Genomic DNA, 14,394 nt, shown 5'->3' with positions numbered 1-14,394 from the left:
GTTCGCTTGACTGCCCGGCATAGGTGAAGCCTCCGTCGACGCCAGCAGTTGGAGGTACACATGCAATTTGAATGGCCCTACTTTTTTTCTCTGTTTTCGGTCTCGGACTTCTGGAAAGCCTGCATTACGGTGGTGCAACTCAGCACGCTGGCCTGGTTTATCGGCATGCTGCTGGGCTTCCTGCTGGCGTCGGCCAAGCTTTCGGCCACGCGTTGGATCAGCGTGCCGGCATCGGTTTATATCTGGTTCTTTCGCAGCGTACCGCTGCTCGTACTGGTGGTGTTCGTCTATAACCTGCCGCAGATGTTCCCGGTCACCCGTGGCGTACTGTCCAACCCGTTCTATTCAGGCCTGTTGGCACTGGTGGTCACCGAGGCGGCGTACATGGCGGAAATTCATCGTGGCGGCTTGATATCCGTTGCCAAAGGCCAGAAAGAAGCCGGTCGTGCGCTGGGTATCGGCCTGATCGGTTTGCAGCGCCTGATCGTGATCCCACAGGCGTTCCGCATTTCCCTGCCGACACTGATCAACGAATACATCACCGTGGTGAAACTGACCTCGCTGGTCTCGGTGATTTCCTTGACCGAACTGCTGACCGTGGGCCAGCGCCTTTACGCGCAAAACTTCCTGGTCATGGAAACCCTGTCGGCTGTGGCGGTGTATTACGTGCTGATCGTGACCGTGCTCGGCTGGCTGTTCCATTGGCTGGAGCAACACTTGGAGCTCAACAACCGTAAACCCCAAACGCTGGATGACATCAGCCTGCGGCGTCTACGCGCGTCACGGTCGGCGCCCGCTTCGGCAGACGCTCGTACAGCGCCGGGGCCTGGCTCGGCACCCGCCCTGCAACTGGTGAACATTCACAAGCGCTACGGCCAGCACGCCGTGCTCAAGGGCATCAACCTTGATGTCAACGTGGGCCAGGTGATTTCCATTATCGGTCCGTCGGGATCGGGAAAAACCTCGCTGATTCGGACCGTCAACGCCTTGGAAAGCATCGACCAGGGCGAGATCATTCTATTCGGCGAAAGTTATATCCACGCCGGTGACAACACCAACACGCAACAAGTACGCCATGGGGTGCAGCGTATCGGCATGGTGTTTCAGAGCTTCAACCTGTTTCCCCATCGCACCATCCTCGACAACGTCACCCTCGCGCCGCGCTATCATGGCCGCGACAAGTCCATCAGCGAGCAGCGCGCCTACGCTCTGCTGGACAAGGTCGGGCTGCTGGCGCATGCGCAAAAGTATCCGCATCAGTTGTCGGGCGGTCAGCAACAACGCGTGGCAATCGCCCGCGCATTGGCGATGGATCCCCACATCATGCTGTTCGATGAGCCTACTTCAGCCCTTGACCCGGAACTGGTCGGCGATGTGCTCAAGGTGATCAGCGACCTGGCAAAAGAAGGCATGACCATGTTGATCGTGACCCATGAAATGGACTTCGCCATGTCAATTTCCGACAGGGTGGTTTTCATGGAGGACGGCCTGGTCAAACTGGATGCGGCGCCTGGGATGATCCGAGCTGATCAGTGCGGCGAGAGAATCAGAAAATTCATGAGGGTTTGAACGCGGTGTGATTGGGTCCTGACACTCGCGGTGGGATATCCGTCAAGCACGCTGGTTCCCACCCACGTTATGCGTTGCGGAGCTGCTGGCGATTCATTCTGATGGGGATTCATCAAGATCGTCGTCAAGGCTCGCAATGCAGGCGTCGAGCAATTCGTGCAATACAGCCACGCGCTCCACGCCGAGTAGACCATTGAGTGCTCGCTGTGCCTCCTTCCACGCCCGCTGGCCTTCGGCTTGCTTTACGCGTCCAGCCTCGGTCGCTTCGACAAGGCGACTGCGGGCATCGCCTCCTGCACCAATTTCCAGCCACCCCTGAGCGGTCAGGGACTGCATGTTTCGAGTCAAGGTCGAATTATCCATCTGCATTTGCCTGGCCAGATCACTCGGCCGAATAGGCCCCAGCCTGACGACATGGGACAACAATGCGTACTGCGTGTTCTTCAGGCCGGACTCGGCGACGTAGCGGTCGTAGTGACGCGTCACCATGCGATTGAGCTGGCGGAGCTTCAGGTTGGTGCAGCCCTGTGGCTTGATAGTATTTTTCATGGAGCCTATTGTACCTGCAATATTTGCATATACAATTTTATTTGCACCGACACTATCTGAAAAGATCGTTCCGACTTGATCAATGGTGAAAACATGAAATATGCACCCTTCGGCAAAACAGGACTGAGTGTGTCCCAGGTCGTGCTTGGGACGGGCAACTTTGGCACAGGCTGGGGCTACGGTGCGGATCCCGATGTCAGCACGGCAATCTTCAACGCCTACGCGGAGGCCGGCGGCAACTTCATCGATGGGGCCGATATCTACCAGTTCGGAGAGTCCGAGGAGCTGCTCGGTACCCTGCTGAAGGGCCGACGCGAGCGTTTCGTCCTGGCGACCAAGTACACCCAAGGCGCGCAGCCAAATGCCGATCGCCTCGTCACTGGCAATAGTCGTAAAGCCATGGTGGCCTCGGTAGAGGCGAGCCTGAAGCGACTCAAAACCGATCGCATCGATCTCTACTGGGTGCATTGGCCGGATAATGTCACGCCCATCGAAGAAATTGTCCGTGGGTTCGAAGATCTCGCCCGCGCCGGTAAGATTCTTTATGCCGGCCTCTCCAACTTTCCTGCTTGGCGGCTATCGCGAGCAGTCACCCTCGCCGAACTCACCCACTCGGTGCCGATCGCCGCGGCGCAATTCGAGCATAGCCTGGTCCACCGCGAACCCGAGATTGATCTGTTCCCGGCTTCGCATGCGTTGGGATTGGGTATCGTCACTTGGTCGCCACTCGGCGGAGGCATGCTGACCGGTAAGTACCGCAAGGGCGAGAAAGGACGCGCCGAGGGCCTCGGTGGCAAGGTGTTCCAAGCAGAGAATAGCGAGCAGCGTACACAGGTCCTCGACACGGTCATCGCCATCGCCAACGAACTGGGCGTCAGCCCCGGTCAGGTCGCCATCGCCTGGTCCGGCACGCACGGGTCGTTGCCCATCATCGGCCCGCGCTCGCTTGAGCAATTGACCGACAACCTCGCAGCCCTGTCGGTCGAACTGTCAGCCGAGCAGATTCATCGACTCGACACCGTTAGCAGCTTGTCTTCTTCGATGCCAGCAAGGACAGCGACCCCTTGGGCTTGCGGAGCAGCGCAGATCGTGGCTTGAACGTGGGTGGGTGATGCAAGCCGACGACAAGAAGGCCAGGCTCAACTGTATGCATCACCTACCCGCCCCCCTTTATCGCCTGACATGTTCCTGTCAGCCTCCCGTCACCCTGACGTCAGATCGTTGCGCCTAAAGTAACGCCAGGATTGCTCCCGCGGCGCCAGCGCGAACCTGCGGGAGCAAGCCTGCTCGCTCCCGCAGGAACTTGGCTTAACCAGAGATTTTGCACACGAGGTTGCCTTTTGCTGGAGCTCTTGTCATCAGCCGGAAGGAGAAACGCAGATGAACCACCCTGACGGGCACGACAGCGCGGTTGATCAATTCATCTGGCCATCGCCAGACGGTATCCTGGACCGCAAAGACCTGTTGCTTCGCCTGCGCGCCGAACAGCAATTCATGGCCGCACAGGACCCTGGATGCAGGCTCGATCAACAAGACTACCTGCTTTCCCTGATCGATTCGGTATCAACACGGGCCGACGGCGCCGCGCAACGCTCAGGTTTCGATGCCCGGCGAATGCGTAGCGTCATCACCGAAGCGGCCACGCGAAGCCATTGGGGCAAGCCTTCAGACGGACGCCGAACCCAGGGCATCGCCGCACACTGCGATGCGCAGACTTGCATGGCCGCGGTACTCGATGTCGAGCTGAGCGACGAGGGCCGCTTGATTGTGCATGACACGGTGTTTGTCGCTGACCTGGGCGCTGTAGAAAACCCCGGTCGCCTACGCGCCCAGCTTGAAGGCGCGTGCCTGATGGGGGTCGCATTCGTGGCATCTGCTGAATTTGGTGTGACAGCGGCTGATCTGTGCCCGACGATCGCCCAACGACCCCGCTGGCCACTCGTCTCATGGCTGCCAGGGCACATCGCCGTACACTTGATCAACCCAACGGGTGCGCTCCAGGCCTGCCAGCCCAGCCAGCTGAGCTACGTACCCATCGTCCGGGCCTTGTGCAATGCGATTCGCAAAGCCTCGGACAAGCGTACCAGCGATTTGCCGTGCAAAAGCCAGTCGCTCGAAAGAATGGGCGGACGTTGAATCACTGACGGGCTTCAAATCAAACCCAGCGTCAGGGCTTTTAGCGTCGCCGCCGCACGGGGGGCGCATTGCCATTTGGCAATCCGATAGCCACAAAAGCGGGATAAAGTATTTATTCCAAATGAGTGAGGTTTCGTGCCATGCCTTCAACTCCCTGCATCCCCAGCATCCGTGGGCAACGCGGCGCGGACCTGCTCGTAGAAGTACTGCGCAGCGAAGGCGTTCGTCATGTCTTCGGCAATCCGGGCACAACGGAGCTGCCTTTGCTCGATGCGCTCTCGGGTGTCTGCGACATTCACTACGTGCTCGGCCTCCAGGAGGCCTCCGTCGTGGCGATGGCCGACGGTTATGCCCAGGCATCCGGCCGCCCCGGTTTCGTGAACCTTCATACAGCAGGAGGCCTTGGCAATGCGATGGGCGCCATCCTGAACGCGAAGATGGCGAACACGCCGCTGGTGATCACCGCGGGCCAACAGGATACCCGCCATGGCGTGACCGACCCGCTGCTTCATGGTGATCTGGTCAGCCTGGCCCGTCCGAGCGTCAAATGGGCGGAGGAAATCCAGCACCCCGAACATATCCCGATGCTGCTGCGTCGCGCTCTTCAGGACTGCCGCACAGGGCCGACCGGCCCGGTTTTCCTTTCGCTGCCGATCAACGTGATGGAGCAGCACACCGATGCCGATGCTGGCCAGCCGTCGCGAATCGAACGAAGTGCGGTGACCGCGGCGATTGACCCGCTGGCTGACGCCTTGGCGACGGTTACCCCCGGCCGCCTGGCGATTATCGTCGGGGAGGAGGTCTTCCAGTCGAATGCGCAAGTGGAAGCGGTGAGACTCGCCGAAGCACTCGGCGCGCCGGTCTTCGGGCCATCCTGGCCCGGGCATATCCCCTTCCCCACCGCTCATCCTCAATGGCGCGGAGCCTTGTCGCCCAAAGCTGCCGATATCCGCGAAACGTTCGCTGACTTCGATGCGGTCTTGCTTCTCGGCGGCCATTCGCTGATCAGTTACCAATACTCGCAAGGCCCGGCGATCCCCTCTCATTGCCGTCTCATTCAATTGACCGGCGATGGCCACCAACTGGGCAGAGTGCATGGAACGGCACTGGGATTGATAGGCGACATAAAACTGTCCTTGCAGTTGTTGCTGCCGTTATTGGATCAGGCACTGGCCCCACACCGCCAGGCAATCGCGACGCTGCGAAATGTCGCTGCGCACGAGCGCAGTACCCGCCGAATCGAAGTGGCCGAGCGCGCGAAGCGCGAATTCCATACGCCCGTGACAACGCCTTTCGTTGCGGCCCATGAAGCGGTCCGGGCAATCGGCCCTGACGTGTGGATCGTCGACGAAGCGCCGGTCACCATCGCTCATGTGCGTGCGTGCCTGGATTCGCATTCGGCCCGCCAGTACCTGTTTACGCGGAGCGCCATCCTCGGCTGGGGCATGCCGGCGGCTGTCGGTACATCCCTTGGCCTGGACCGCACCCCGGTGGTCTGCCTGGTCGGCGATGGCTCGGCGATGTATTCACCCCAAGCGCTTTGGACAGCGGCACACGAGCGTTTGCCCGTCACCTTTGTGGTCATGAACAATGGCGAATACAACATCCTGAAAAACTACGCGCGTAGCCAGGCGCACTACCGAAGTGCCGGTACGAACCAGTTCATCGGCATGGACATCCGGAACCCGGCCATCGACTTCCAGGCCCTCGCCTCCTCCCTGGGGGTTGCTTCGCGCAGGGTCGAGCGCGCCAGCGATATAGCTGAAGCGGTCGAGGATGGCATTCGCTCAGGCCGCCCCAACCTCATCGAATTGCCGATCATGGCTTGAAGCTAACGGGCCTTTCGAAAACTGAGTTGCACTGGCTAATGTGGCCCAAAGCATCGGTAAGCAAGCCAAAGTTCGCAAAGTGTTTGGCATCGGTTGATCTTGATTAGGTTGAAGAGATGCAATTACTCCCCAACCTGTGGACGTTCGATCTACCAAGCTTCGTGGTTGCCTTGGTCAGCACAAGAGCTGTAGCTTCAATCTTCAGTTAGCGAGGATATGTAATTGAACGACTCTGAACATCTGAAACAACTGTGCGCCCGTTTCAACTCTGGAGAATGTCTGAGCGACAGGTAAAGGCCCCTCTCCACCGTTGCTCGCGCTCAGCAGTTGGTAATACTCATCAGGAAGCGTTGACGCTAGACTGGCGCTAGCCCAGTCTCTACGCCGGTCAACCAATGCCTCTCCTTCCGCCAGATACCGCCGAACAGACAACGTTGACCCTCGAAGTGGTGCTGCGTTACCACATGGCGTGGAAACGCCGTGACTTGGAGGCGATTCTCGCGATGTATCACCCGCACGTGCAGTACAACGATTTCTTTCAGAACCGCAGCATGGGCCTGACCGAGTTGCGCGCTTATATCACCAGCACGTTACCGCGCCACCCCGACGAGTATCTTGAACACAACGACCGCATCCGTGCAGATGGCTGTACCGCATTCATCCAGTACCAGACCGCGCTGAAAGGCAGTGGCGAGCGGGTGGTTTTTCGCACCAGTGAAGCCATCACGGTATGTGATGGCCTGATCCTTCGTATAAACGAATATGCCTCACTGGTGCGCGACAGCGAGCCTCAGACTGGGCGCCACGCGCCCGCCATCAGTAAACTGGGGCTCTCGGCGCGTCAGCTGACTTTCATGGCGCGAGACTTGGCCGACTATTTTACGCGCCAGCAGCCATTCCTCGACCCGGATCTGGACCTTGCACGGATTGCCAGCGCCACCGGGTACAGTCGCAATCAGCTGTCTTACCTGCTGAATCAAGTGCTGGGACAAAGCTTCTATCGCTACGTGACCCAAGCCCGGTTGACCTACCTGCTTGAGCGCCTGCCCAATCACGGTGAAAACGCGCCCATCGATGCCCTTGCGGCGAGTGCCGGATTCAATTCCACTTCGGCGTTCTACAAGGCCTTCCGCAGTCATACCGGTTGCACACCCAAGGCGTGGTTGAAAGCCAATTGCGCGCGTGCCCGCAGATAACACAGCCCCCGTCGCAGCGCATTAATCTCTGTCGGCAATCAACCGATGGAGCATGGGATGTCTGGCTGGGGTGGTGTGAGTTTGTGGATGGAGCAACTCGGCGAGGCGCTGACGCCGCGCCCGGCGTTGTATCAGGATCTGCAAGCAGACGTCGTGATTATCGGCGCCGGTTACAGTGGCCTCTGGGCGGCCTATTACCTTAAACAGCAAGCACCGCACCTGAACATCGTCATCGTTGAAGCACAGATTGCCGGCTTCGGCGCCTCCGGTCGCAATGGCGGCTGGTTGATGGGCAACCTGCTGGGCGAAGACCGGCTCCTGGGCCCACTACCTGCCGCGCAACGTCACGCAGGCTACCAACTGCTGCATGCAATCCCCGACGAGGTGGCGCGAGTGTGCCACCTCGAAGGCATCGATTGCGAACTGCGCAAAGGCGGCGTGCTGTACTGCGCGGCGCGTTATCCCGAGCAAGAACGGCGCCTGCGCGAACAACTCGATGCTGTCCGTGCGCAAGGCCTGGGTGAAGACGACTACCGCTGGTTGAGCCCCCAGGCCTTGCATGAACAGTTGAATGTGGCCCAGGCGTACGGCGCCCTGTACTCACCTCACTGCGCGACCATCCAGCCTGCACGGTTGGTACGAGGGCTGGCCGAAGCCGTCGAACGGATGGGTGTGCGCATTTACGAGCAAAGCCCGGTGCTCGACTGGAAGCCAGGCCAGGTCCGAACCGAGCACGGTCGGGTGAGCGCCGATTGGGTGGTGCCGGCGGTCGAAGGTTATGCCAGCACCCTGCCCCCGTTGAACAAGCATCAACTGGCCGCGCAAAGCCTGATCGTCGCGACTGAGCCACTCCCGGCCGATGTATGGGCCGAAATCGGCCTGACCCGCGGCCAGGCTTTCAGTGAAAACAGCCGACAAGTCACCTACGGCCAGCGCAGCCGAGACGATCGCCTGGTGTTTGGCGCCCGCGGTGGATATCGCTTTGGCGGTCGCCTGCGCAGTGACTTCAACCTCACTCAGGCCGAACGAGCATTGCGGCAACACCTGTTCAGTGAACTCTTTCCGATCTTGCGCAATGTGCGCCTGACCCATGCCTGGGGCGGCAATCTGGGGATTGCCCGGTCCTTTCACCCGCACATGCTCACCGACCGTCGCCAGCGGCTCGCGCTGGCGGGTGGCTACGGAGGTGAAGGTGTAGGCGCCAGCAATCTGGGCGGCCGAACCGTGGCGGCGTTGATTCTTGGCCAAGACAACGAACTGACTCGCCAACCCTGGGTGCTGGATGACCGCCCCCTGGCCTCGTTGCCACGATGGGAGCCCGAGCCTCTGCGCTGGCTGGGTTACAACGCCATTATCCAGAGCTTCGTTCACGAGGATCAGGTATTGGCCAACCTCCATGCGCCACGCTGGCGTCGCCGGATGGCTGAAGGCCTGGCCGGTTGCATGGAACGTCTGATGAAGTCCAAGGAGCCGTTTGCATGAAGATCGATCATTTTCGCGACACCGCCCGTTTGCCTCTCGGCGAGCCTGGCGCCGTTGGTGTACCGCTGGGCGAGCCGCTTTCACAGGTTGCCACGGCATGCGTCGAACGCGACGACGGCGTCGAGGCCGGCGTGTGGGAATGCACTCCCGGCCGCTGGCGGCGCCAGATCGTGCAACAGGAGTTCTGCCATTTCATTCAGGGGCGTTGCACCTTCACCCCGGACGGTGGTGAGGCCCTACATATCCAGGCCGGCGACGCGTTGATGTTCCCTGCGAACACGACGGGAATCTGGGATGTACAAGAAACCGTTCGCAAGAGCTACGTACTGATTTTCTGAACTGCCTTCATCCATAACGCCTAGAACAAAGGTTGAGGTCTCGCATGTTGAAGTCGATCTTTCCGTTACTGTTGATCGCGTCTACCGCTCAGGCAGCAGACACCGTCAGGATCTACAACTGGAGCAGCTACATCGCTCCAGATACCCTGCAAAACTTTACCACCCAGACCGGGCACCAGACTCAATATGACCTGTACGACAGCAACGAGGTGCTCGACGCCAAGCTGATGGCCGGCCACTCAGGGTATGACGTGGTGTTTCCGTCCAACCACTTCATGGCCCGGCAGATCACGGCCGGCGCACTCAAACCGCTGGACCGCGGCAAACTCCCGAACTGGCACAACCTCAACCCGACGCTGATGAAGGTTCTGGAGGCCAATGACCCTGGTAACCGCTACGGCTTTCCCTACCTGTGGGGCAGCACCGGCATCGGCTACAACGTAGCCAAGGTCAAGGCGGTCCTGGGCGATGTACCGATAGACTCGTGGGACATTGTGTTCAAGACGGAAAACATGAAGAAACTCGCCCGATGCGGCGTGGCTATGCTCGACAATGGTCCCGAGATCCTCCCCATCGCCTTGAACTACCTTGGCCTGCCGCATCACAGCAAGGACAAGGCCGACTATGAGAAGGCCCAGGCCTTGCTACTCAAGGTGCGCCCCTATGTGAGTTACTTCCACAACTCCAAGTACACCAGCGACCTTGCGACGGGGGACGTGTGTCTGGTCGTGGGGTTTTCCGGCGATGTGATGCAGGCCGCAGCGCGAGCCAATGAGGCCGGGAACGGCCAGCAGATTGCTTACGCCATCCCCAAGGAAGGCTCACCGATGTGGTTCGACATGGTCGCCATGCCCGCCGATGCGCCAAATGAAGGCGCCGGCTACGAATTTCTCAACTACCTGCTGGACCCCAAGGTGATGGCTGGCATCAGCAATCATGTGCACTATGCCAACGGCAACACCGCCGCCGAGGGGCTGGTCGACAAGGCCATCCGCAACGACCCGATGGTGTACCCGCCTGACAGCGTGATGAAAAAACTCTTTGTACTGGAGGCCATGCCATTGGAGAACGACCGGCTGCGCACGCGGGTCTGGAGCCGGATTAAAAGCGGGCAATGAAACCTGTCGCCGATGAAGCAGACACCCGGATCATCGGCGACATCTCCAGGGTCTCATCAGCCCTCTCGCGCATCGGGCAAGCGCAAGCGATCTATTTCGTCAAAGAGATTACAAAAGACGTCCACCAGGGAGGGATCGAACTGGGTACCGGCTTGATCGGTGATGAAACGCCTCGAACGCTCGACATCCCAAGCCTGTTTGTAGGCTCGAGGCATTCTTATGGCGTCATACACATCGCATATCGACACAATCCTTGCCGATAACGGAATCTCCTTACCTCGCAATCCCTTGGGATAACCGGTGCCGTCCCAACGTTCGTGATGCGCCAGGGCAATTTCCGCTGCCAAATCGGTCAAAGGGGAACCGTCCGGGTCATGCAGGATTTCATAACCGATACGGGCATGTTCCTGCATGATCTCTCTTTCCTGCGGTGTCAACGCGCCAGGTTTTTGCAGAATCGCGTCCTCAATGCCGATTTTTCCAATATCGTGCATCGGAGCCGCCATCTTCATGAGGTCGCACCATTGAGAGGGCATGCCGATCGCCTTGGCCAACATCGCAGCGGACTCGCCAATACGAACAATATGATGCCCCGTGTCATCGTCGCGATAGCTGGCCGCTCGACTCAAGCTGCTGCTGATCGCCTTGTAGCTGGAAGCCAGTTGGGCCGTGCGTAGCTCGACTTTGCGCTCAAGCTCAACGTTAACGTCGCGCAGCTGCTTCGCCGCCTGCGCCAGCTCCAGGCAATTGCGTACTCTGAGCAGCACCTCAGGCAGGTCAATGGGTTTGGAGATGAAGTCGTTAGCGCCCTTCTCCAGCCCTTTTCGTCTGCTCTGCTGGTCATTCAACGCCGTTACGATGATGACCGGTGACTCAGTGCGGTCTCGTTTATTGAGCCGATCAAGGATCTCGAAGCCATCGGGCGCGGGCATATCCAGGTCCAGCAACACCAGGTCCCAGGCGTTCGAAAGCAACCAATCCAGTCCTTGGACCGAGTCGCTGAAGGTCGTGATGTTGCGCAGGCCTACGGCTCGCAAGCATGAATCCAGAAGCCGGAGATTGGTGGGCACATCGTCGATAATGACAATCCTGCTTTCAGCATTTACTTTGGCGAACATGCATCTGCCCTCTTCGTGGCGAGCGTCAATACCAGATGGCGAATACTCTGCCTCTCCAAGGGAGAAGCCACGATGGCCTGGCACTCCAGCTGGCTAATCGAAGCGTGATCAGCGGCCGCACGAACCACGATGATCGACAGGGCAGTTTCTGCGATCCTCGTGCGCAAACCGCGGAAAAAAGTCTCCAGCACAGGCACACGGTCCGTGGTGGCGACGATCAACACGCTGATTGCCGTGGCATCAAGCACAACGCTGGCCTCGGGCAACGTGTTGACCCATTGCAACTCGAAATCACCGGCCAGTGCCTCCCGGACCACCTCATCATCCTTGGGGTTGCTGCTTACCAACAGGACGCGCGGCAACGCTATCGTCGACAGGTTGGACTCCCTCCCGGGTGCGGGAAAAGCCGACGAGTACATGTCGATCCAGAAAGTCGACCCCACATTGACGTGGCTTTCAAAGCCCATGCTGCCGTGCATCAGAAGTGCCAGGTCCCGACACAGCGCCAAGCCAATACCCGTGCCCTGGATGGAAGAGTTCTCTTTACCCAAGCGCTGGAAGGGCCTGAACAGCTCGTCCTGCAAAGCCGGGGGAATGCCCACACCGGTATCCGTCACATAAAGACGCAGCCGGGCTCCCCCCTCGACAACCATGGCCCCCAGGGTAATGTCACCACCGGGTCGGTTGTATTTGATTGCATTGGATAACAGATTGATCAGGACTTGCTTGAGGCGACGCTTGTCCGCCCAGACATGCCATGTATCCAGAGGAGCGGTGGTGTGCAAGATCTGGCCCTGCGCTGCGATCTGCTGGCGAACCATGTCAGCGCAGTTGGATAACAGGCTCGCCACGTGCACCGGCTTGAGATCCAGCAGGGGCCTCTCAGCCTGCAAACTGGAGAGTTCGAGCAGATCGTCCATCAACTGCATGAGGTGCTCGCTGGCCTCGATGATTTCCTGCAGGTTGGCCGTTTGCTGCGATGCGTCGTCAGGCGGCTGCATGAGTCCCAATTGAGCAAACCCGTAAATGGCATTCAATGGCGTTCGCAACTCATGACTCATGCTGGAGATGAACTTGGATTTGGCTGTACTGGCGGCTTCTGCCTCCAGGGTTTTCTCCCGCAGATCCAACTGGGTCTGCTTGAGCGTCGTGATGTCGACACACGCCACGACCACGACACTGGCATCCTCAAGCCGCGAGGGTTCCAGCATGCGCCCCCGGCAAAGGATCCAGATCAACTTGCCATGCACGTCCCGGATCCGGAACTCCGCTTCCGGCGCCACGCTGGCAGTGCCCCTGGCCTCCTCCAGAAACCGCATGAAGGTCTGCCTGTCTTCAATGGGTATGTTCTCCAGCAGTGTCGCCATCGGCACTTCATTGGCGGCAAAGCCGAAACGCTGGCACAGGGCGCCCTTGAGAATAAAACGCTGCCGCTGGGGGTAATACTCCCAGAGCCCTTCGGCAAAACTCTCCATGACCAACTCGAGACGCTGCTGTGTGGAACTGCGGACAAACTCGGCCTGGGCCAACTGCCTGCCCATTCCCAGTGCCTGGTTGGACATTGACCAGAGTTCGGAGATATCGGAGGGGCTCTCCGCCGGTTGCCAGTTACCCCGGCCAATCTCTCGCATCATTCGTGAAACCCCCTGCACCGGCGCGCTCAACTGGCGACTGAGGTCACGTGTCCGCCACCACATGAAGGCAAAGAACAAGGCGTAGAACAGGACCAGCCCCGCGACCAACAAATAACCCACATCGCGGTAATGACTGGCGAGCAGATTGGTTTCCTGCATGACCGCCGCTTCGTCCACCACCGCCAGCAAGAACCACCCGGTGGAGGGAATCACATTCCAGGCGACCAGATGAGGCCGTCCATTCAACGTCAGGGCAACAATGCCCCCCGGATGGCCCGGTAAGTTCTGATTGAGGCTGGCGAGGTCCGGATGACGGGTAAGATTTAAATCCGGGGACTGCAGACGCTCGTGATCAACAGGCTCTGCGGCGGGCTGGTTCTCGACTCGCAGGGAGAAGTCACGTTGGCCCGCCTTGGGTACGGCCATGACATCGAGCTTGTCATTGACCAGCATCAGGTAGCCATCCCACGGCATCTGCAACTGCTCTATTCGCTTCAAGATGCCGTCGACCGTGACATCAACTCCGGCGACACCCTCGAGAAAGTCGCCCTTATAGACCGGCGCAATGGCAGACATCATCCACCCCTGGCCGGCGGGGTCCAGGTAGACATCCGTCCAGACTACTTTTTTATCAGGATTGTGCTGTGCATCGGCCAGGTAGTAGAAGTTGTATTGGGTGATGTCCATATCATGGGGGTATTGCTCGAGCGTATTGAACCAGGGGTAAATCCGGTTGTAGCTGTCCCAACTGTTGAAATAGATACTGGCAATCAGAGGATCCCCGTCCTTCAACTGCTTCATCATGAAATCCTGATTGGCCAGCAGGGATACCTTGTAGAGATCCTGATCTTGCGGCGCAGTGATATTCGAATAAAACGAGGCGGATGCTCCATCGTTTGCTGCGCTGTAACGAACACCGTCGGCACTTAATGATAGCGATGCTGCCACGAGGTGCTGTTTCTCGGTGAGTTCATGCTCCGTGGATTTGGCATAAAGATCGATCGCCTTGTGGATCTGCTCAAGTTGTCCCTGCACCAGCAATGCATTCTGCTGAACCGAAGCCTGAATGTCTCGTGTTGCACTTTGATGCAGGTACTCGATCTGAGAACTTCGAATGGACTGGTTGGTGATGAAATAAGTGGTGATCAGCACACCCTCCACCAAAACAAGCGGCAAGAGGCTGGTACTGGCGAATGCTCGCCAGATCCATCTGCGCAAACTCACCCTCTTCTTCTTTGAAGTTGTTTGCATAAGCACGCTCGTTGCGTTGGCGGCACAAACGATATCACAATGATATCATTGTGAGCCCATCCTCGGTTTCTGTCCAACGGGACTCTTTTCTATCGTCCCCCGTCTACACGACCTTGCAGGTCCCCCCAGCATCGATCAAAAGCGTGTGGGCAGCCTTATGACCATAGTCGAACA

The 14,394-nt window shown here is 58.9% G+C and carries 11 protein-coding genes; 8 read left to right on the top strand and 3 right to left on the bottom strand.

The window, feature by feature from the left end:
* Positions 1 to 60 precede the first annotated feature (60 nt).
* Entirely contained in the window at positions 61 to 1,569 is a 1,509-nt protein-coding gene (locus BM317_RS06965; RefSeq protein WP_092473649.1) for an amino acid ABC transporter permease/ATP-binding protein, read from the top strand.
* 93 nt (positions 1,570 to 1,662) lie between these two features.
* Here BM317_RS06965 and BM317_RS06960 read toward each other — a convergent pair whose 3' ends face one another.
* A complete protein-coding gene (locus tag BM317_RS06960) occupies positions 1,663 to 2,118 on the bottom strand; it encodes a MarR family winged helix-turn-helix transcriptional regulator (RefSeq protein WP_092168953.1) in 456 nt (151 codons plus the stop codon).
* A 93-nt stretch (positions 2,119 to 2,211) separates the two neighbouring features.
* Here BM317_RS06960 and BM317_RS06955 point away from each other — a divergent pair, with 93 nt between their 5' ends.
* From BM317_RS06955 to BM317_RS06925, 7 genes are all read left to right on the top strand, one after another.
* A complete protein-coding gene (locus BM317_RS06955; protein ID WP_092473784.1) occupies positions 2,212 to 3,216 on the top strand; it encodes an aldo/keto reductase in 1,005 nt (334 codons plus the stop codon).
* Positions 3,217 to 3,498: 282 nt separating this feature from the next.
* Positions 3,499 to 4,254, top strand: coding sequence for an aldehyde dehydrogenase (locus BM317_RS06950; RefSeq protein WP_092473647.1), 756 nt, complete (start codon positions 3,499 to 3,501; stop codon positions 4,252 to 4,254).
* Between the two features lie 140 nt (positions 4,255 to 4,394).
* Positions 4,395 to 6,083, top strand: a complete 1,689-nt coding sequence (locus BM317_RS06945; RefSeq protein ID WP_092473645.1) for a thiamine pyrophosphate-binding protein — start codon at positions 4,395 to 4,397, stop codon at positions 6,081 to 6,083.
* Positions 6,084 to 6,478: 395 nt separating this feature from the next.
* Positions 6,479 to 7,279, top strand: a complete 801-nt coding sequence (locus tag BM317_RS06940; RefSeq protein ID WP_092168965.1) for a helix-turn-helix domain-containing protein — start codon at positions 6,479 to 6,481, stop codon at positions 7,277 to 7,279.
* Positions 7,280 to 7,336: 57 nt separating this feature from the next.
* A complete protein-coding gene (locus BM317_RS06935) occupies positions 7,337 to 8,761 on the top strand; it encodes an NAD(P)/FAD-dependent oxidoreductase (protein WP_092473643.1) in 1,425 nt (474 codons plus the stop codon).
* Positions 8,758 to 9,099 (top strand): cupin domain-containing protein, encoded by a 342-nt coding sequence (locus BM317_RS06930; protein ID WP_092168971.1) that lies wholly within the window; start codon positions 8,758 to 8,760, stop codon positions 9,097 to 9,099. The genes BM317_RS06935 and BM317_RS06930 overlap by 4 nt, the downstream gene beginning before the upstream one ends.
* Positions 9,100 to 9,131: 32 nt before the next feature.
* Complete coding sequence (locus tag BM317_RS06925) at positions 9,132 to 10,217, top strand: polyamine ABC transporter substrate-binding protein (RefSeq protein WP_170866247.1); 1,086 nt, start codon at positions 9,132 to 9,134, stop codon at positions 10,215 to 10,217.
* A gap of 56 nt (positions 10,218 to 10,273) precedes the next feature.
* Here BM317_RS06925 and BM317_RS06920 read toward each other — a convergent pair whose 3' ends face one another.
* The gene (locus BM317_RS06920) at positions 10,274 to 11,335 is read right to left on the bottom strand and encodes an HD-GYP domain-containing protein (protein WP_092473639.1); all 1,062 of its coding nucleotides are present in this window, start codon (positions 11,333 to 11,335) and stop codon (positions 10,274 to 10,276) included.
* On the bottom strand, positions 11,320 to 14,220 hold the full coding sequence (locus tag BM317_RS06915; RefSeq protein WP_092168980.1) for a sensor histidine kinase: 2,901 nt from the start codon (positions 14,218 to 14,220) through the stop codon (positions 11,320 to 11,322). The genes BM317_RS06920 and BM317_RS06915 overlap by 16 nt, the downstream gene beginning before the upstream one ends.
* Positions 14,221 to 14,394 lie beyond the last annotated feature (174 nt).

Origin of the sequence: Pseudomonas sp. NFACC24-1, assembly GCF_900115235.1 — a bacterium.
GTDB lineage: Bacteria > Pseudomonadota > Gammaproteobacteria > Pseudomonadales > Pseudomonadaceae > Aquipseudomonas > Aquipseudomonas fluorescens_AA.
This window is presented reverse-complemented; position numbering and strand designations above follow the sequence as displayed.

Bases quoted from the DNA above. Each gene is read 5' to 3' on its own strand.
- BM317_RS06920 (WP_092473639.1), bottom strand. From the start codon at position 11,335: ATGTTCGCCAAAGTAAATGCTGAAAGCAGGATTGTCATTATCGACGAT.
- BM317_RS06945 (WP_092473645.1), top strand. From the start codon at position 4,395: ATGCCTTCAACTCCCTGCATCCCCAGCATCCGTGGGCAACGCGGCGCG.
- BM317_RS06960 (WP_092168953.1), bottom strand. From the start codon at position 2,118: ATGAAAAATACTATCAAGCCACAGGGCTGCACCAACCTGAAGCTCCGC.
- BM317_RS06940 (WP_092168965.1), top strand. From the start codon at position 6,479: ATGCCTCTCCTTCCGCCAGATACCGCCGAACAGACAACGTTGACCCTC.
- BM317_RS06935 (WP_092473643.1), top strand. From the start codon at position 7,337: ATGTCTGGCTGGGGTGGTGTGAGTTTGTGGATGGAGCAACTCGGCGAG.
- BM317_RS06955 (WP_092473784.1), top strand. From the start codon at position 2,212: ATGAAATATGCACCCTTCGGCAAAACAGGACTGAGTGTGTCCCAGGTC.
- BM317_RS06915 (WP_092168980.1), bottom strand. From the start codon at position 14,220: ATGCAAACAACTTCAAAGAAGAAGAGGGTGAGTTTGCGCAGATGGATC.
- BM317_RS06965 (WP_092473649.1), top strand. From the start codon at position 61: ATGCAATTTGAATGGCCCTACTTTTTTTCTCTGTTTTCGGTCTCGGAC.
- BM317_RS06930 (WP_092168971.1), top strand. From the start codon at position 8,758: ATGAAGATCGATCATTTTCGCGACACCGCCCGTTTGCCTCTCGGCGAG.
- BM317_RS06950 (WP_092473647.1), top strand. From the start codon at position 3,499: ATGAACCACCCTGACGGGCACGACAGCGCGGTTGATCAATTCATCTGG.